Source organism: Micromonospora sp. NPDC048835 (genome assembly GCF_040649995.1).
Classification (GTDB): domain Bacteria; phylum Actinomycetota; class Actinomycetes; order Mycobacteriales; family Micromonosporaceae; genus Micromonospora.
In genome coordinates this window covers 14,022-29,234 of the sequence record NZ_JBEZGM010000037.1, presented here as the reverse complement: position 1 = coordinate 29,234, position 15,213 = coordinate 14,022, and the positions used below count along the sequence as shown (strand labels likewise).

Genomic DNA, 15,213 nt, shown 5'->3' with positions numbered 1-15,213 from the left:
GCCAGACTGCCAAGCCATGAGGACCGAGGACTTCTGGCAGCTGATCGACGAGGCTCGGGCCGGCGGCGGGGGAGAACCCGGGCCGGTAGCCGCGCGGGCCGTCGCCCTGCTCGCCGAGCGCGATCCGGAGGACATCGTCGGGTACGCGCGGCACCAGACGCGGGTGCTTGCCGCCTCGCACAAGGCGGACCTGTGGGGCGCGGCGTACCTGATCAACGGTGGCGCCTCGGCCGACGGCTTCGAGCACTTCCGGGGCTGGCTGATGGCCCAGGGGCGGGCGGTCTTCGCCCGTGCGGTCGCCGAACCGGACTCGCTAGCCGAACTGCCCCAGGTGCGGGCGGCGTCTCTCAGTGGCGAGGAGTTCTCCGCGGAGCGGATGCTCTCGGTGCCGTGGGACGCGTACCGCAAGGCCACCGCGACGGACCTGCCGGCGGACCGCGACCCGGTGCGGACGCCGGATCTCAACGACTTCTGGGACTTCGACGACGAGGACGAGGCGCGTCGGCGGCTGCCCCGGCTGGCCGCGCTCTTCGTCGAGCCGCCGCTGGAGTGAGGGATCCTCGGGCCGATCCATCGCCCGCCCAGTGGGCGTACCCCGGCGGCGTGGGAACATAGAGGGGGTCGGCGGCGCGCCGGCCTGTTCACGTCAGCCGACCAGAACGGACCGCTGTGCCACCGAAGCTCGATCCCGGCGCGAACGCCCCTGGTGCCACCGACCCCGGTCGCATCCGGAACTTCGGCATCATCGCCCACATCGACCACGGGAAGTCGACCCTGGCCGACCGGATGTTGCAGCTCACCGGCGTGGTCGACCCGCGGCAGATGCGCGCGCAGTACCTGGACCGGATGGACATCGAGCGCGAGCGCGGCATCACCATCAAGAGCCAGGCCGTCCGCATGCCGTGGACGATCGGCGAGGGTGAGCGGGCCGGCGAGCAGGCCGTGCTCAACATGATCGACACCCCGGGGCACGTCGACTTCACCTACGAGGTGTCCCGGTCGCTGGCCGCCTGCGAGGGCGCCGTGCTGCTCGTCGACGCCGCGCAGGGCATCGAGGCGCAGACCCTGGCCAACCTCTACCTGGCGCTCGAGAACGACCTGCGCATCATCCCGGTGCTCAACAAGATCGACCTGCCGGCCGCCCAACCGGAGAAGTACGCCGAGGAGTTGGCCCACCTCATCGGTGGCGACCCCGCCGACTGCATCCGGGTGTCCGGCAAGACCGGCGAGGGCGTTCCGTACCTGCTCGACGAGATCGTCCGGCAGTTCATTCCGCCGGTCGGCGAGGCCGAGGCGCCCGCCCGGGCCATGATCTTCGATTCGGTGTACGACGTCTACCGCGGCGTCGTGACGTACGTCCGGGTCATCGACGGCCGGATCAGCGCCCGCGACCGGATCAAGATGATGTCCACCGGGGCGGTGCACGAGCTGCTGGAGATCGGCGTCATCTCACCCGAGATGGTCAAGGCCGAGGCGCTCGGCGTGGGCGAGGTCGGCTATCTGATCACCGGTGTGAAGGACGTCCGGCAGTCCCGGGTCGGTGACACGGTCACCATCAACAGCCGGCCGGCGGCCGAGCCGCTCGGCGGCTACAAGGACCCGAAGCCGATGGTCTACTCCGGCCTCTACCCGATCGACGGGTCCGACTACCCGAACCTGCGCGAGGCGTTGGACAAGCTCAAGCTCAACGACGCCGCCCTGGACTACGAGCCGGAGACCTCCGGCGCGCTCGGCTTCGGCTTCCGCTGCGGCTTCCTCGGTCTGCTCCACCTGGAGATCATCCGGGAGCGGCTGGAGCGCGAGTACAACCTCGACCTGATCTCCACCGCGCCGAACGTCGTCTACCGGGCGATCACCGACGACGGCGAGGAGATCGTCGTCACCAACCCGAGCGAGTACCCCACCGGCAAGATCGCCGAGGTGTACGAGCCGGTGGTCCGTGCCACCGTGCTGACGCCGAACGACTACGTGGGCGCGGTCATGGAGCTCTGCCAGGGCCGCCGCGGCACCCTGCTCGGCATGGACTACCTCTCCGCCGACCGGGTGGAGCTGCGCTACACGCTGCCCCTCGCCGAGATCATCTACGACTTCTTCGACCAGTTGAAGAGCCGTACCAAGGGCTACGCCTCGCTCGACTACGAGCCCTCCGGCGAGCAGGCGTCCGACCTGGTGAAGGTGGACATCCTGCTGCACGGCGAGCCGGTGGACGCGTTCAGCGCCATCGTGCACAAGGACAAGGCGTACAACTACGGCGTCACCATCGCCGCGAAGCTGCGTACCCTGATCCCGCGCCAGCAGTTCGAGGTGCCGATCCAGGCGGCCATCGGCAGCCGGGTCATCGCCCGGGAAACCATCCGGGCGATCCGCAAGGACGTTCTCGCCAAGTGCTACGGCGGTGACATCAGCCGTAAGCGCAAGCTGCTGGAGAAGCAGAAGGAAGGCAAGAAGCGGATGAAGATGGTCGGCCGGGTCGAGGTGCCGCAGGAGGCCTTCATCGCGGCCCTCTCCTCCGACTCCGGCGACGGCAAGGCCGCCGGCAAGAAGTAGTTCGCAACGCCATCGCGCCCGGGTGCCACAGGCACCCGGGCGCGATGGCGTTCCTGGGCGTCCCGGTGCGTCCCCGTGCCGGCCGCGCGGAGGTGGGACCCGGCCTCGGAGAAAATTTTCTGTCGTCGTCACGCAGTCGGTGAATTCGGCGAAATGGCCTCCTACCTGTGTGGACGCACGTTCGCGTCAACCGACGCACCCCCCGAGGTATCGAAGTTTGGCGTTGTCAGGTGACGTGAGTCGGTTTGGGCTTTTGGTAGGTCGGGCACTTAGCCGTCACGACAGGAAGCACACACACCGTGTGTCAGACATTCTTTTGAAGGAGGGCGACCGTGGAGTTCACCGTGTGGGGCATCATCACTGCGATCGTTGTCGGTCTCATCGTCGGCGCGCTCGGCCGCCTGGTCGTCCCGGGCAAGCAGAACATGCCGATCTGGCTGCACATGCTCATCGGCATCGGCGCGGCCCTGCTGGGCACCGTCCTGGCGCGGGCCATCGGCATCGCGACCGAGACGAGCGGTGTCGACTGGGGCGAGCTGCTGGTGCAGGTCGTGCTCGCCGCGATCGCCGTCGCGCTGGTGGCCGGCGTCGGTGGCCGCCGCCGCGTGACCCGGTAACACCTGAACCCGTAACACAGCGACCCTCCGATGGGCGCCCGGCCGACAGGCCGGGCGCCCATCGGCGTTTCGCCCACGCCGGCGGACCGCGCCGCGTTCTGCCCGACGGGCCGTGCGTCGTCGTGGCTCAGATCGTCGGGGTGGGCGTCGTGGTTCGGCTCGAAGTCGGCGGTCTGCCTCTCAAGGTCCGCAGGTCCCTGCCGGACGTACTCGGTGGGCTGGATTGCGGTGGTCAACCCGTCCTGTATGTCTGGTGGGCTCGGGTATTCCGGGTGGCTGAGGTGGTCAGGACACCCCTGGTCGACGGGGACCGCTGTGGAACGTGTCCCTGTCTCCCAAGTCGTGATCGTTTGGTGGGCGAAGTCGGTTTGGATTTTGGGTGGGTCGGGCAATTAACGGTCACGACAGGAAGCACACACACCGTGTGTCAGACATTCTTTGAAGGAGGGTGGCCGTGGAGCTCACCGTGTGGGGCATCATCACTGCGATCGTTGTTGGTCTCATCGTCGGCGCGCTCGGCCGCCTGGTCGTCCCGGGCAAGCAGAACATGCCGATCTGGCTGCACCTGCTGATCGGTATCGGCGCTGCGCTGCTGGGCACCGTCCTGGCGCGGGCCATCGGCATCGCGACCGAGACGAGCGGTGTCGACTGGGGCGAGCTGCTGGTGCAGGTCGTGGTGGCCGCGATCGCGGTCGCGCTGGTGGCCGGTGTGGGTGGCCGCCGCCGCGTCACCCGGTAACGACCCGGCGTCAGCCGATAACGACCCGGCATCATCTGGTGCTACAGCACCACCTGTAGGACAGCACGACTGGAAAGGGCGCCCGGCCAGAGCCGGGCGCCCTTTCGTGCTGTCCTACCCGGTTTTGGTCAGATGTCGGGGCCTCGGTCGTCGGGCCGCTGCGGTACGGTCGCGACGCTTCGGCCGGTCCCGCCCACTGTCGTAAAGGAATCCTCCGTACTAGGGTGCGGCGGAGAAGGTTAGTTCCAAGCGGCGCGAGGGGAGAAGTGGCGTGAACAGGTGGAAGCGGCTGGCCCCGGTCACCGCCATGGTGGCCTCGGCCGCGATGGTGCTGACCGGCTGTGGAGGCTCCGGCGACGACGCGGCCGACGACAGCAAGCTCACGGTCTGGATGATGGGTGAGGGCGGGGACGCGCAGAACTCCTTCCTCGACGGTGTCGAGGCCGAGTTCCGCCAGAAGCACCCCGACACCGATGTCGTCGTGCAGTACATCCCCTGGCTCGAGGCGCCCAAGAAGTTCCAGGCCGCGCTCGCCGGCGGTGAGGGGCCGGACATCACCGAGCTGGGCAACACCGAAACGCAGGGTTGGGCCGCCCAGGAGGCGCTCGCCGACGTGAGTGCCCGGATGGGTGGCTGGGCCGACGGCAAGGATCTGCTGCCGGACCTGGTGCGCAACGCGCAGCTCGACGGCAAGCAGTACGGCGTGCCCTGGTACGCGGGTGTGCGGGCGATCTACTACCGCACCGACTGGTTCGCCGAGGCGGGTGTGCAGCCGCCGAAGACCTGGGACGACCTGGTCACGGTGGCGAAGGCCGTGCAGGCGAAGAAGAAGGGCACCTACGGCATCGCGTTGCCGGGCAACTCCGAGCTGCCCTTCTACTCCTTCCTCTGGGGCGCGGGCGGCGAGATCGCCAGCAACCAGGGCGGCACCTGGAAGTCCGGCTACACCACGCCCGAGGCGCAGCGGGCCGTCAAGTTCTGGACCGATCTGGTGACCGTGCACAAGGTGGCCCCGCCCGCGGCGGCCGGCTGGAACGAGATCGACGCGCGTACCCAGTTCGCCACCGGCAAGGCCGCGATGGCCTTCGCCGGTAGCTGGCAGCAGGGTGCCATCAAGAAGGACAACCCCGAGATCGAGAAGGTCTGGGGTACGTTCCCGATCCCCAGCCCGGACGGCAAGGCGGCACCCGGTTTCGCGGGCGGCTCGGACGTGGCGATCTGGAAGGACAGTGAGCGGCAGGACCTGGCCTGGGACTACCTGACCGTGCTGCTGAACAAGAAGAACGCGCAGAGCTTCGCGAGCAGCCTCGGCTTCTTCCCGGTCTACCAGGACCTGGTCTCCGGCGACGCGTACGCGAACGACAAGGTGATGGCGGCGTTCGCCACCACCATGCAGAACACCAAGCTCACGCCGCTCACTCCGAAGTGGGTGGAGGTCAGCCGGACCAAGACGGTGACCCAGGCGATGAACAGCTCGGTCATGAAGGGTCAGAAGACGGTCGAGAAGGCTACCGCCGATGCGGCCGGTGAGATGGAAGGCATCTTGAACAGCAAGTGAGCTCACAGACAAAAAACCCGATGACGTCCGCCGCGAGGGAGACCCCCGCGCGGCGGCGTCGCCGGGTGGACCGCCTGCCCTACCTGCTGCTCCTGCCCGCCCTGCTGATCATCGGGGTGCTGCTGCTCTGGCCGCTCGGCCAGGTGGTGGTGATGTCCTTCTACCGGCTGAACAGCGTCCGGCAGCTGCGCGGCGATCGGGAGTGGCCGTGGGTGGGGCTCGGCAACTACGCCGACATCCTCTCCGACCCGTTCTTCCTGACCGTGCTGCGCAACACGGTGCTGTTCGCCGCGGCGAACGTGCTGCTCACGATGGTGCTCGGCACCCTGGTGGGGCTGCTGCTCAACCGGCTCGGTCGCAAGATGGCGACGTTCGTGGCGAGCTGCGTGATGCTCGCCTGGGCCACGCCGGCGCTGACCGGCACCATCGTCTGGAAGTGGATCTTCGACGACACGAGCGGCCTGGTCACCTGGCTGTTCAACGCGCTGCCGGACGGGCTCTCGAACGGCCTGTTCGGGCGCAGCGACTGGACCGGCTACGGCTGGTTCAACTCGCCGCTGCTCTTCTTCGCCATCCTCACCCTGGTGGTGGTCTGGCACTCGTTCCCGTTCATCGCGGTCAGCGTGCTCGCCGGGCTGAAGAGCGTGCCGAGTGAGCTGCACGAGGCGGCCCGGGTGGACGGCGCCAGCCCGTGGCGGGTCTTCTGGAAGATCACCTTCCCGCTGCTGCGCCCGGTCTTCGGGATCCTGATCGTGCTCTCGACGATCTGGGACTTCAAGGTCTTCACCCAGCAGTTCGTGCTGGCCGGCGGCACCCAGGACCGGCCGACGTTCATGCTCGCCATCTACTCGTACGCCGAAGCCTTCTCGCCGCCGCCGAAGTACGGGCTCGGCGCGGCCATCGCGGTGATCCTCACGCTGATCCTGCTGGTGGTCACCGGCTTCTACGTACGGATGGTGCTCAGGCAGGAGGACGAGTCGTGAAGAAAATCGCCCTCAACGGCGCCGGGCTGCTGGTCGCGCTCTTCGCGGCGTTCCCGGTCTACTGGATGATCTCGACCTCGCTGAAGCCGAGCAACGAGATCTTCTCGGCCACCCCGCAGCCGGTGCCCACCCATCCGACGTTGGCCCACTACCGGGAGATCCTGACCGGCAACCTGATCCCCGGCGTCAGCTTCCTCGACTTCTTCGTCAACAGCGCGCTTGTCGCCGTCTCCACGGTGGTGCTCAGCGGCCTGGTGGCGTTGCTCGCCGCGACCGCGGTGGCCCGGTTCCGGTTCCGGCTGCGGACCAGCTTCCTGATCATGCTGCTGGTGGTGCAGATGATTCCGCTGGAGGCGCTTGTCATCCCGCTGTTCCTGATGATCCAACGGTTGGGGCTCTACAACACCCTGCCCAGCCTGATCCTCACGTACCTCGGTTTCTCGCTGCCGTTCGCGGTCTGGATGCTGCGTGGCTTCGTCGCCGCGGTGCCGAAGGAGTTGGAGGAGGCGGCGGCGATCGACGGGGCCAGCCGGGCCCAGACCTTCCGCCGGGTGCTCTTCCCGCTTGTCGCACCCGGCCTGGTGGCCACCAGCATCTTCTCCTTCATCACGGCCTGGAACGAGCTGATCTTCGCGTTGACGTTCATCAACGACCAGGGCAGCTACACGCTGCCGGTGGCGATGACCTTCTTCTTCGGGCGGGACGACACCAACTGGGGGCCGGTGATGGCCGCGTCCACCCTGTTCACCCTGCCGGTCATCATCTTCTTCCTGCTGGTGCAGCGTCGGATGGTCTCCGGCCTGGTGGCCGGCGCCGTGAAGGGCTGACCCCGGCGGCGCGCGGGGGCTGGTCGGCGTCGGCCCGCCACTAGGCTGATGGTCATGACGGGCAGGGTGGCAGCGGTGAACCTCGGCATCGTGACCGAGGCGGGGTGGGCCGGCGACGCGAGTGGTCGCAGCGGCATCGACAAGCGGCCGGTCGACGGCCCGGTGTCGTTGCTCACCGGCGGCCTGGCGGGCGACTTCGTCGCCGAGCGGCCCCAGCACGGCGGCCCGGACCAGGCGGTCTACGCCTACGCGGAGGAGGACGCCGCCTGGTGGGCGGCCGAACTGGGCCGCGCCGTAGGGCCCGGCGGCTTCGGTGAGAACCTGACCACCTACGCGGTCGACGTGACGGGTGCGGTGATCGGCGAGCAGTGGCTTGTCGGTTCGGCCCTGCTCCAGGTCACCAAGCCACGGACGCCCTGCACCACCTTCGCCGGATTCTGGGGCGTACCGGATCTGATCAAGCGGTTCACCGCCCGGGCGCTGCCCGGTGCCTACCTGCGGGTGTTGCGCGAGGGGGAGGTCGGCGCGGGCGACCCGGTCGAGGTGGTGGAGAGGCCGGCGCACGGTGTGACCATCGGCGAGGTGTTCCGGGCGACCAGCCTGGAGCCGGAGTTGCTGCCTCGGCTGCTCGAAGCGGAAGACCTGCCGGAGCCGATCCGGGAGAAGGCCCGCCGCCGCCTCGCCGCCCGGGGCTGACCGGCCGCGCCGACCGCCGCCGAAACGGGCAGCGGCCCCCTGCCGACGCTCGGTGCGTGACAGGGGGCCGCCCTACGAGCAGAGGATCAGCGGAGCCAGGGGATGTTTCGGTCGAGCAGACCGCGCTCCTTGAGCTCCTTGCGCAGCGGGATCTCGTCGTCGACGTACCCGTCCCAGTTGATGCCCCAGTAGTTGGCGGTGTGGGTGCCCTCACCGATCAGCTGGCGCTGGACCGGGGTGCGGTTGCGGTACCACTCGCCGTTCACGTCGGGGTGCAGCTCGTCGAGCGGACGGATCCACCGGTAGGTGTAGCCCACGAAGAGCATCTTGCGGGTGATCGTCGACAGGTTCGTCGAGCGGGAGTGCCACTGCCGACGGTCGAAGATGAAGGCGTCGCCCGGGTTGGCGGTGATCTCCACCGTGCCCTCCGGGTCGGGGTTCTGCACCGTGAGGTCCGCCGGCCGGGGCAGCGAGTTCTTCAGGTGGCTGCCCGGGATGACCTTGGTGGCGCCGCGGCCGGTCTCCGACAGGTCGGACAGCACGTACGCGACCTTCAGCGAGAACATCGGCCGGGGCAGGTTCGGGTCCATCGTCTCCGGGTCGGAGTTCTGCCGGTACCCGTCCTGGTGCCAACCCCAGTACGGCTTCTCCGGCTCGGCGGCCGGCGGGGTGACGTCCAGGTGGTTGTGGTGGGTGTAGATGTTCCAGCCGGCCAGCCCCCACATGTACGGGAACGCGATCGGGTGGGTCAGCAGCTCGCCGAAGAGTTCGTCGCGCTCCAGGAAGCCCAGCAGGTGCAGGGTCCCGTCCTTCTTGGTGGTGCCCTTGGCCTGCTCCTCCGCGTAGACGCGGTCGACAGCCGCCTCCAGCGCCGCCCGGTGGTCCTCCGTCAGGACGTTGCGCAGCAGGAGGAAGCCCTGCTCGTGGAACTCCTTGCGGTCAGTGTCGCTGATCGGTTCGTAACCGGTCCGGTCGCCGTAATCGAACACCGCGTCGTACCCCTCCCCATGAGGTGAAACCTTTTCTGGCACAGGCCGCCGATCGTAACGCGGTGGTCCCGGCATCGGGGAAGGTGTGTTGGTGGGATTGGCCCGCATCGGGACCCCGTGCAGCGAGAGAAACGCACACAGTGAGATCTAGGTGATCAATAGCGCGATTTGGTATTCGTTGCCCGATTGTGCGGTGACTGCCGGTTAAGAGATCCGGGTCGTCAGCCCTCGTTGAACACCTCGGCCACCACCTGGCCGGCAGGGCTGCGCTGGCCGTCCACCCGGCTCCACGAACCGCCGCGGGCGGTCCACTCCAGGTCGCCGAAGCGGACCCGCTTCACCCCGTGGTCCTGGGCGTGCGACACCAGCCAGTGCGCGTACCGCCAGCCGTCACGCTTGTCGCCCGGAGTCACCGCCAGCCCGGTCGGGTCGGTCGGGTCGGTGCCCTTCAACCCCCAGTCCAGCACCAGGTTGCGGGTCAGTTGCGCGGCCGCCGCCGCGCCGTGCATCGCCGGGGTGCGCCCCACCGTGCAGGCGACCGCGCCGCTGGCGTCGCCGAGCAGGGCTCGGCTGAGCACCTCGGAGTCGTCGGCCCACTTCTGGTACGCCTCGGGGAACGCCGAGCGCTGCACCCGCTGGGCCGCGTCGGTGACCCGCATCTTCTCCCAGCCGCGCACCTTCTTGAGGGCGGCGTAGAACCGGTTGGCCGCGTAGCGCGGGTCGCGGATCTGCGCCGGGGTGCCCCAGCCCTGGCTCGGTCGCTGCTGGAACAGACCCACCGAGTCGCGGTCGCCGTCGGCGAGGTTGCGCAGCCCGGACTCCTGGTACGCGGTGGCGAGCGCGACCACCACGGCCCGCTCGGGCATTCCGCGTTTCGCGCCGATCGCCGCGATCGTCGCCGCGTTCGCCATCTGGTCGGCGTCGAGCGCGACGCGTCCGTCGGCCTGCACCGTGCACTTCCGAGCCACCAGCGGCAACGCGAGGTTGTCACCGACCTGCCGTACGACGAGCCAGATCGCGATCACGGCGACGAGGATGAGCACCACTCCACCCGCCACGGTTGCCCGAGTTCGCACCCACACCCCCAGATCGACAGTCCGCCAAGCGTACGTCCCCGCACGCCCTCGCCGGGTCGTCCGAGCGGTTCGGCCCCGGGTCGGTCGATTCCGGGGGGTTCGGCGTCGGCTCCGCTGTCCCGTACCGATTGGCGATGTTCCCGCTCCGCTCGGGTTCTCACCTGCGCAGTCGTGCCGTCACCCGCTGCTGGCGGGGCCTGTCGTGAGCGTCACCGGGTATGCCACAACGGGAAGCAATTGATCGGTCAAGGACTTGACTCGGTTGACATATCAATCGGACCTACCACCCATACCCGGGTGCGTCGGTCGTCTGAAGGAGGAGTTCCATGGGAACGCTCGATGGCAAGGTCGTCCTGATCACGGGCACCGGCGGTGGTCTGGGTCGCGTCGCGGCGCTGACCTTCGCCCGGGAGGGCGCCAAGGTCGTCGGCGCCGACCTCCAGGTGGCCGGTAACGACGAGACCGTCGAACTCGTCCGTCGTGCCGGCGGGGAGATGACCGGCATCGCCCCGGTCGACCTCACCGACCCCGAGCAGGTACGCAAGCTCGTCGACGACGCTGCCGCCGCCTACGGTGGCCTCGACGTGGTCTACAACAACGCCGCCGCGCTCCGCTTCGGCCCGATGCCCGACTTCTCCGTGGAGGACTGGCGGTACACCATCACCGGAGAACTCGACATTCCGTACTTCGTGTCGAAGTTCGCCTGGCCGCACCTGGTCCGGCGCGGTGGCGGTGTCATCATCAGCGCCGCCTCCATGGCCGGGATGATCGGTGGCCACGTCCCGCCGATGGTCGGTCACACCGCCGCGAACGCCGGCATCATCGGCATGACGCGTCAGCTCGCGCTTGAGGGCGCGCCGCACGGCATCCGCGCGGTCGCGATCAGCCCCGGGCCCACCCTCACCCCGGCCAGCGAGCGCGACCTCGGTGACAACCAGGAGGCGCGGGACGCGATCACGGCCAAGACGCTCCTCAAGCGCTTCGCGCGCCCCGAGGAGGTCGTCGAGCTGGTGGTCTTCCTCGCGTCCGACCGGGCGTCGTACATCACCGGGGCGAACTACCCGGTCGACGGCGGCGCGACCGCCTGGTGACCCCGACCCACCACCGCACCGGAGACCGGGGCGCCGCCGACCGAAGGCGACGCCCCGGACGACCTAGTCGCCGTCCGGCGCGGGCACCCAGCGCGCCAACCGACGCTCGCGGAAGGCCGTGACCCCCTCGCGTCCCTCGTCGGAGAGGAAGTAGCCGGTCGAGACGGCGGAGAGCCGGGCCAGGTCGGCGCGCAGCTCGGCGGTGCCCGGTCGGCGCAGCAGCTCCTTCGCGCCGGCCAGCGCCCCGGGCGCGCCGCGCACCAGCGAGTCGCAGTAGCCCTGGACCGCGGCGTCCAGCCCGTCCGCCGGGACCGACGCCGTGACCAGGCCGACCTCGGCGGCCCGGCGACCGTCGAAGGTGTCTCCGGTCAGGTACAGCTCGGCGGCGGCGCGGGGGTGCAGCCGGGGCAGCACGGTCGCCGAGATCACCGCCGGGATCACCCCGATGCGCACCTCGGTGAACGCGAACGTCGCCTCGTCGGCGCAGACCGCCAGGTCGGCGGCGGCGATCAGACCCAGCCCGCCGGCCCGCGCCGGCCCGCCCACCCGGGCCAGCACCGGCTTCGGGCACTCCCAGAGCGCCGCGAGCACGTCGCCGAGCATCCCGGCCGGCACCGTCCCGCTGGCGTACGCCGCGGCGGTCTCCTTCAGGTCCGCGCCGGAGCAGAAGACCGGGCCGGTGTGGTCGAGCACGACCACTCGGACCGCCTCGTCGGCGACGGCGTCCGCCAGCCCGGCCAGCAACTGGGTCATCAGGCCGGTGGAGAGCGCGTTGCGGTTGTGCGGGCTGTCCAGGGTGAGGGTGGTCACCCCACGGGCCGTGGCGACCCGCACGAGGACGTCGGGAGAGGTCATGCCGGGCACACTAGTGGCCATGCCCGGCGTCCTTCCAGATGGTGAGACCGTCCCCGTCGACGGATCGTTGCCCGCCACCGCCACCGCAGCGGTCGGCGCGCGCGGCTTCGGCGTGTACGTGCACGTGCCGTTCTGCGCCAGTCGCTGCGGATACTGCGACTTCAACACCTACACGGCAGCCGAACTGGGCGGTGGTGCGAGCCGCGAGGGGTACGCCGACACCGTCCTGGCCGAGCTGGCGCTCGCCGCCCGGGTGCTCGGCGACACCCCGCCGCCCCGGGTCGACACCGTCTTCGTCGGCGGCGGCACGCCCACCCTGCTCCCCGCCGACGACCTGGCCCGCATCCTCGACGGCATCGACCGCACCTGGGGGCTGGCCGCCGACGCCGAGGTGACCACCGAGGCCAACCCGGAGTCGGTCACCCCGGAATCGTTGAAGCTGCTGCGGGCCGCCGGCTACACCCGGATCTCGCTGGGCATGCAGTCCGCCTCCCCGGGGGTCCTGGCGATCCTGGACCGCAAGCACAGCGCCGGCCGGGCCACCGCCGCCGCCCTGGAGGCGCACGACGCCGGGTTCGAGCACGTCAACCTGGACCTGATCTACGGCACCCCGGGGGAGCGGGCCGGGGATTTCGCCGCCTCGCTGGAGCAGGTCGTCGCCGCCGGGGTCGACCACGTCAGCGCGTACGCCCTGATCGTCGAGGACGGCACCCGGCTCGCCGCCCGGATGCGGCGCGGCGAGCTGGCGTACCCCAGTGACGACGTGGCCGCGGACCGTTACCTGGCCGCGGAGGCCGCGCTCGACGCGGCTGGCCTCTCCTGGTACGAGGTCTCCAACTGGGCCCGCACCGACGAGGCCCGGTGCCGGCACAACCTGCTCTACTGGACCGGCGCGGACTGGTGGGGGCTGGGGCCGGGGGCGCACAGCCACGTCGGCGGGGTGCGCTGGTGGAACGTCAAGCACCCCTCGGCGTACGCCAAGCGGTTGGCCGCCGGCGAGTCCCCTGGCCTGGCCCGGGAGGTGCTCACGGTCGACGAGGCGCACATGGAGGACGTGATGCTCCGGCTGCGCCTGGCCAGCGGTCTCCCGCTTGCGGTGCTCGACGGCACCGGCCGGGCCGGCGCCGAGCGGGCGTTGGCCGACGGTCTGCTGGCCGCCGACGAGTACGCCGCCGGCAGGGCGGTGCTCACCCTGCGCGGGCGGCTGCTCGCCGACGCGGTCGTGCGCGACCTGCTGCCGTGAGTGGTTGGGTCGAGCTGCGGCGAATCGGGCCGGCCGGGGGAGCGGCCGGCCCGCTTCACTTGATGAAGGTGGCGGTCATCGGGTAGCGGTACGGGGTGCCCTCGTTGGCCTTCATGCCGGCGATGATCCCGAACAGGATCTGGATCACCACGACGGCGATGCTGGGCAGGAAGAGCAGGCACCAGCTCACGAAGAGCAGCACGAACGCGATGATCGACCAGAGGATCTGGAAGTTCAGGGCGGCGAGCGCGTGGGCCCGGACGGTCGGCGACTGCTGGCCGCGGGCCAGGTAGGCGATCAGCGGGGCGACGAAGCCCAGCGGACCGAAGCTGACAAGCGCGCCGAGCGCTCCGCCGAAGTGCGCGACCAGGGCCCAGGTCTTGTCCTCGTTGTTGGCGTAACCGCCGCCGGGGCCGCCGTAGGCGCCACCGGGCGGGTAACCGCCGGGTGGCGGATAGCCACCGGGCGGAGGGTAGCCGCCTGCCGGAGGGTAGCCGCCCGACGGCGGTTGGTCACCGGTGGGCGGCGGATAGCCACCGGCCGGAGGATAGCCGGCCGGGCCGGGAGCCCCGGACAGTGGTGCGGTGGGTGGCTCGGCCGACGGGTACGGGCCCGGGGACGTGGGCTCCGGCGGGTAGTTGCCGGGGTCGCCCGACCCGGGAGGGCGAGGAGGTTCAGTCATGGATGTCACGGTAGGGGCCGGTGGCAACGGCGCACCAGAGCGACACCGCCGGGCAGTGCGGGACGATCGGACGATCGGGGTGGCGCGGGCCGCACCGACGGGTGGTCGTTGATCATCGCGTCGGCGGGACTGCCGACGTAGACTGGCACTCGTTACAGTCGAGTGCCAGGACGGCCCGGCCGGCCCGCAGCGCCGGCGGCCGACGTGCGACAGGAGGTGCGGAGGATGGGTCTCGACGACCGGAAACTCGCCGTGCTCCGCGCCATCGTCGAGGACTACGTCTCCACCCAGGAGCCGGTCGGCAGCAAGGCGCTCGTCGAGCGGCACCAGCTCGGGGTCTCCCCGGCCACGGTCCGCAACGACATGGCCGTGCTGGAGGAGGAGGGCTACATCCGGCAGCCGCACACGAGTGCCGGCCGGGTGCCCACCGACCGCGGCTACCGCCTCTTCGTCGACAGGTTGTCCCGGGTCAAGCCGCTCAGCCCGGCCGAGCGGCGGGCCATCGAGCGGTTCCTGGTCGGCGCGGTCGACCTCGACGACGTGGTGCACCGCACGGTGCGACTGCTCGCCCAGCTGACCCGGCAGGTCGCCGTCGTGCAATATCCGTCGCTGGCCCGCTCCTCGGTGCGTCACCTGGAGCTGGTGCCGATCTCCACCACCCGGCTGATGCTCGTCATGATCGCCGACACCGGGCGGGTGGAGCAGCGACTCGTGGAACTGCCCGGGCCGGTGCCCGCCGACGACGTCACCGACCTGCGCCGACTGATCAACGAGAAGCTCACCAACGCCCGGCTCTCCGAGACGCCACCACTGGTGCAGGCGCTTGTCGAGGAAGTGCCGCCCGGGCTGCGTCCGACCATGACGACGCTCGCCAGCGTCCTGCTGGAGACGCTCGTCGAGCGGCACGAGGAGCGCATCGCGCTGGCCGGCACCGCGAACCTCACCCGGGGCGGCCTGCTCGACTTCCAGGGCTCACTGCGGCCGATCCTCGAGGCTCTGGAGGAGGAGGTCGTGCTGCTCAAGCTCATCGGTGAGACCGAGCCGAGCACGACCCGGGTGCTGATCGGCGACGAGAACGAATTCGACAACCTGCGCGCCGCCTCGGTGGTCAGCACCGGGTACGGCCCGGGCACCACCATCCTGGGCGGCCTGGGGGTGCTGGGGCCCACCCGGATGGACTACCCCGGCAACATCGCCACGGTGCGCGCCGTGGCACGCTACGTGGGCGAGTTGCTGGCCCAGAACTGATTGGTCAGGGCCGATGCGGCCGGCTGCGGCCGCCGACCGGCGCAACGCGAGACGAACATGAG

15 protein-coding genes are annotated in these 15,213 nt (G+C 70.1%); 11 read left to right on the top strand and 4 right to left on the bottom strand.

Annotated features, from left to right (window positions below):
• Window positions 1–16: 16 nt before the first annotated feature.
• The 8 genes from AB0C15_RS29225 to AB0C15_RS29190 all read left to right on the top strand — a co-directional run bounded on the left by AB0C15_RS29225 (window position 17) and on the right by AB0C15_RS29190 (window position 7,967).
• Window positions 17–553 (top strand): DUF4240 domain-containing protein, encoded by a 537-nt coding sequence (locus tag AB0C15_RS29225; RefSeq protein WP_357357304.1) that lies wholly within the window; start codon window positions 17–19, stop codon window positions 551–553.
• A 116-nt stretch (window positions 554–669) separates the two neighbouring features.
• Window positions 670–2,547, top strand: coding sequence for a translation elongation factor 4 (lepA, locus tag AB0C15_RS29220; protein ID WP_357357302.1), 1,878 nt, complete (start codon window positions 670–672; stop codon window positions 2,545–2,547).
• A gap of 332 nt (window positions 2,548–2,879) precedes the next feature.
• A complete protein-coding gene (locus AB0C15_RS29215; RefSeq protein WP_357357299.1) occupies window positions 2,880–3,164 on the top strand; it encodes a GlsB/YeaQ/YmgE family stress response membrane protein in 285 nt (94 codons plus the stop codon).
• 454 nt (window positions 3,165–3,618) lie between these two features.
• A complete protein-coding gene (locus AB0C15_RS29210; RefSeq protein ID WP_357357297.1) occupies window positions 3,619–3,903 on the top strand; it encodes a GlsB/YeaQ/YmgE family stress response membrane protein in 285 nt (94 codons plus the stop codon).
• 271 nt (window positions 3,904–4,174) lie between these two features.
• Window positions 4,175–5,461, top strand: a complete 1,287-nt coding sequence (locus AB0C15_RS29205) for a sugar ABC transporter substrate-binding protein (protein ID WP_357357295.1) — start codon at window positions 4,175–4,177, stop codon at window positions 5,459–5,461.
• Window positions 5,458–6,444 (top strand): sugar ABC transporter permease, encoded by a 987-nt coding sequence (locus AB0C15_RS29200; protein ID WP_357357293.1) that lies wholly within the window; start codon window positions 5,458–5,460, stop codon window positions 6,442–6,444. The genes AB0C15_RS29205 and AB0C15_RS29200 overlap by 4 nt, the downstream gene beginning before the upstream one ends.
• A complete protein-coding gene (locus AB0C15_RS29195; RefSeq protein WP_357357291.1) occupies window positions 6,441–7,271 on the top strand; it encodes a carbohydrate ABC transporter permease in 831 nt (276 codons plus the stop codon). Before AB0C15_RS29200 ends, AB0C15_RS29195 begins: the two co-directional genes overlap by 4 nt.
• Window positions 7,272–7,325: 54 nt before the next feature.
• Window positions 7,326–7,967, top strand: coding sequence for an MOSC domain-containing protein (locus tag AB0C15_RS29190; RefSeq protein ID WP_357357289.1), 642 nt, complete (start codon window positions 7,326–7,328; stop codon window positions 7,965–7,967).
• A gap of 86 nt (window positions 7,968–8,053) precedes the next feature.
• On the opposite strand, the gene AB0C15_RS29185 is transcribed toward AB0C15_RS29190, so the two are convergent.
• The gene (locus AB0C15_RS29185; protein ID WP_091409805.1) at window positions 8,054–8,956 is read right to left on the bottom strand and encodes a phytanoyl-CoA dioxygenase family protein; all 903 of its coding nucleotides are present in this window, start codon (window positions 8,954–8,956) and stop codon (window positions 8,054–8,056) included.
• 221 nt (window positions 8,957–9,177) lie between these two features.
• On the bottom strand, window positions 9,178–10,038 hold the full coding sequence (locus AB0C15_RS29180) for a hypothetical protein (RefSeq protein WP_357357287.1): 861 nt from the start codon (window positions 10,036–10,038) through the stop codon (window positions 9,178–9,180).
• Window positions 10,039–10,358: 320 nt separating this feature from the next.
• On the opposite strand from AB0C15_RS29180, the gene AB0C15_RS29175 reads away from it, so the two are divergent.
• Window positions 10,359–11,123, top strand: coding sequence for an SDR family NAD(P)-dependent oxidoreductase (locus tag AB0C15_RS29175; RefSeq protein WP_357357285.1), 765 nt, complete (start codon window positions 10,359–10,361; stop codon window positions 11,121–11,123).
• A 63-nt stretch (window positions 11,124–11,186) separates the two neighbouring features.
• On the opposite strand, the gene AB0C15_RS29170 is transcribed toward AB0C15_RS29175, so the two are convergent.
• On the bottom strand, window positions 11,187–11,978 hold the full coding sequence (locus AB0C15_RS29170; protein WP_357357282.1) for an enoyl-CoA hydratase-related protein: 792 nt from the start codon (window positions 11,976–11,978) through the stop codon (window positions 11,187–11,189).
• 19 nt (window positions 11,979–11,997) lie between these two features.
• Between AB0C15_RS29170 and hemW the strand changes: the two genes are divergently transcribed.
• Window positions 11,998–13,221: a radical SAM family heme chaperone HemW gene (gene hemW / locus AB0C15_RS29165; protein ID WP_357357330.1), complete on the top strand. Its 1,224-nt coding sequence runs from the start codon at window positions 11,998–12,000 to the stop codon at window positions 13,219–13,221.
• Between the two features lie 55 nt (window positions 13,222–13,276).
• Here the strand turns inward: hemW and AB0C15_RS29160 are convergent, their stop codons facing one another.
• The gene (locus tag AB0C15_RS29160; protein WP_357357280.1) at window positions 13,277–13,903 is read right to left on the bottom strand and encodes a DUF4870 domain-containing protein; all 627 of its coding nucleotides are present in this window, start codon (window positions 13,901–13,903) and stop codon (window positions 13,277–13,279) included.
• Between the two features lie 225 nt (window positions 13,904–14,128).
• On the opposite strand from AB0C15_RS29160, the gene hrcA reads away from it, so the two are divergent.
• Window positions 14,129–15,151 (top strand): heat-inducible transcriptional repressor HrcA, encoded by a 1,023-nt coding sequence (gene hrcA, locus AB0C15_RS29155; protein ID WP_357357278.1) that lies wholly within the window; start codon window positions 14,129–14,131, stop codon window positions 15,149–15,151.
• Window positions 15,152–15,213: the final 62 nt, after the last annotated feature.

Excerpts from the sequence above, each read along its gene's own strand:
- AB0C15_RS29225 (WP_357357304.1), top strand. The coding sequence starts at position 17 with ATGAGGACCGAGGACTTCTGGCAGCTGATCGACGAGGCTCGGGCCGGC.
- AB0C15_RS29190 (WP_357357289.1), top strand. The coding sequence starts at position 7,326 with ATGACGGGCAGGGTGGCAGCGGTGAACCTCGGCATCGTGACCGAGGCG.
- AB0C15_RS29175 (WP_357357285.1), top strand. The coding sequence starts at position 10,359 with ATGGGAACGCTCGATGGCAAGGTCGTCCTGATCACGGGCACCGGCGGT.
- AB0C15_RS29170 (WP_357357282.1), bottom strand. The coding sequence starts at position 11,978 with ATGACCTCTCCCGACGTCCTCGTGCGGGTCGCCACGGCCCGTGGGGTG.
- hemW (WP_357357330.1), top strand. The coding sequence starts at position 11,998 with ATGCCCGGCGTCCTTCCAGATGGTGAGACCGTCCCCGTCGACGGATCG.
- AB0C15_RS29160 (WP_357357280.1), bottom strand. The coding sequence starts at position 13,903 with ATGACTGAACCTCCTCGCCCTCCCGGGTCGGGCGACCCCGGCAACTAC.
- hrcA (WP_357357278.1), top strand. The coding sequence starts at position 14,129 with ATGGGTCTCGACGACCGGAAACTCGCCGTGCTCCGCGCCATCGTCGAG.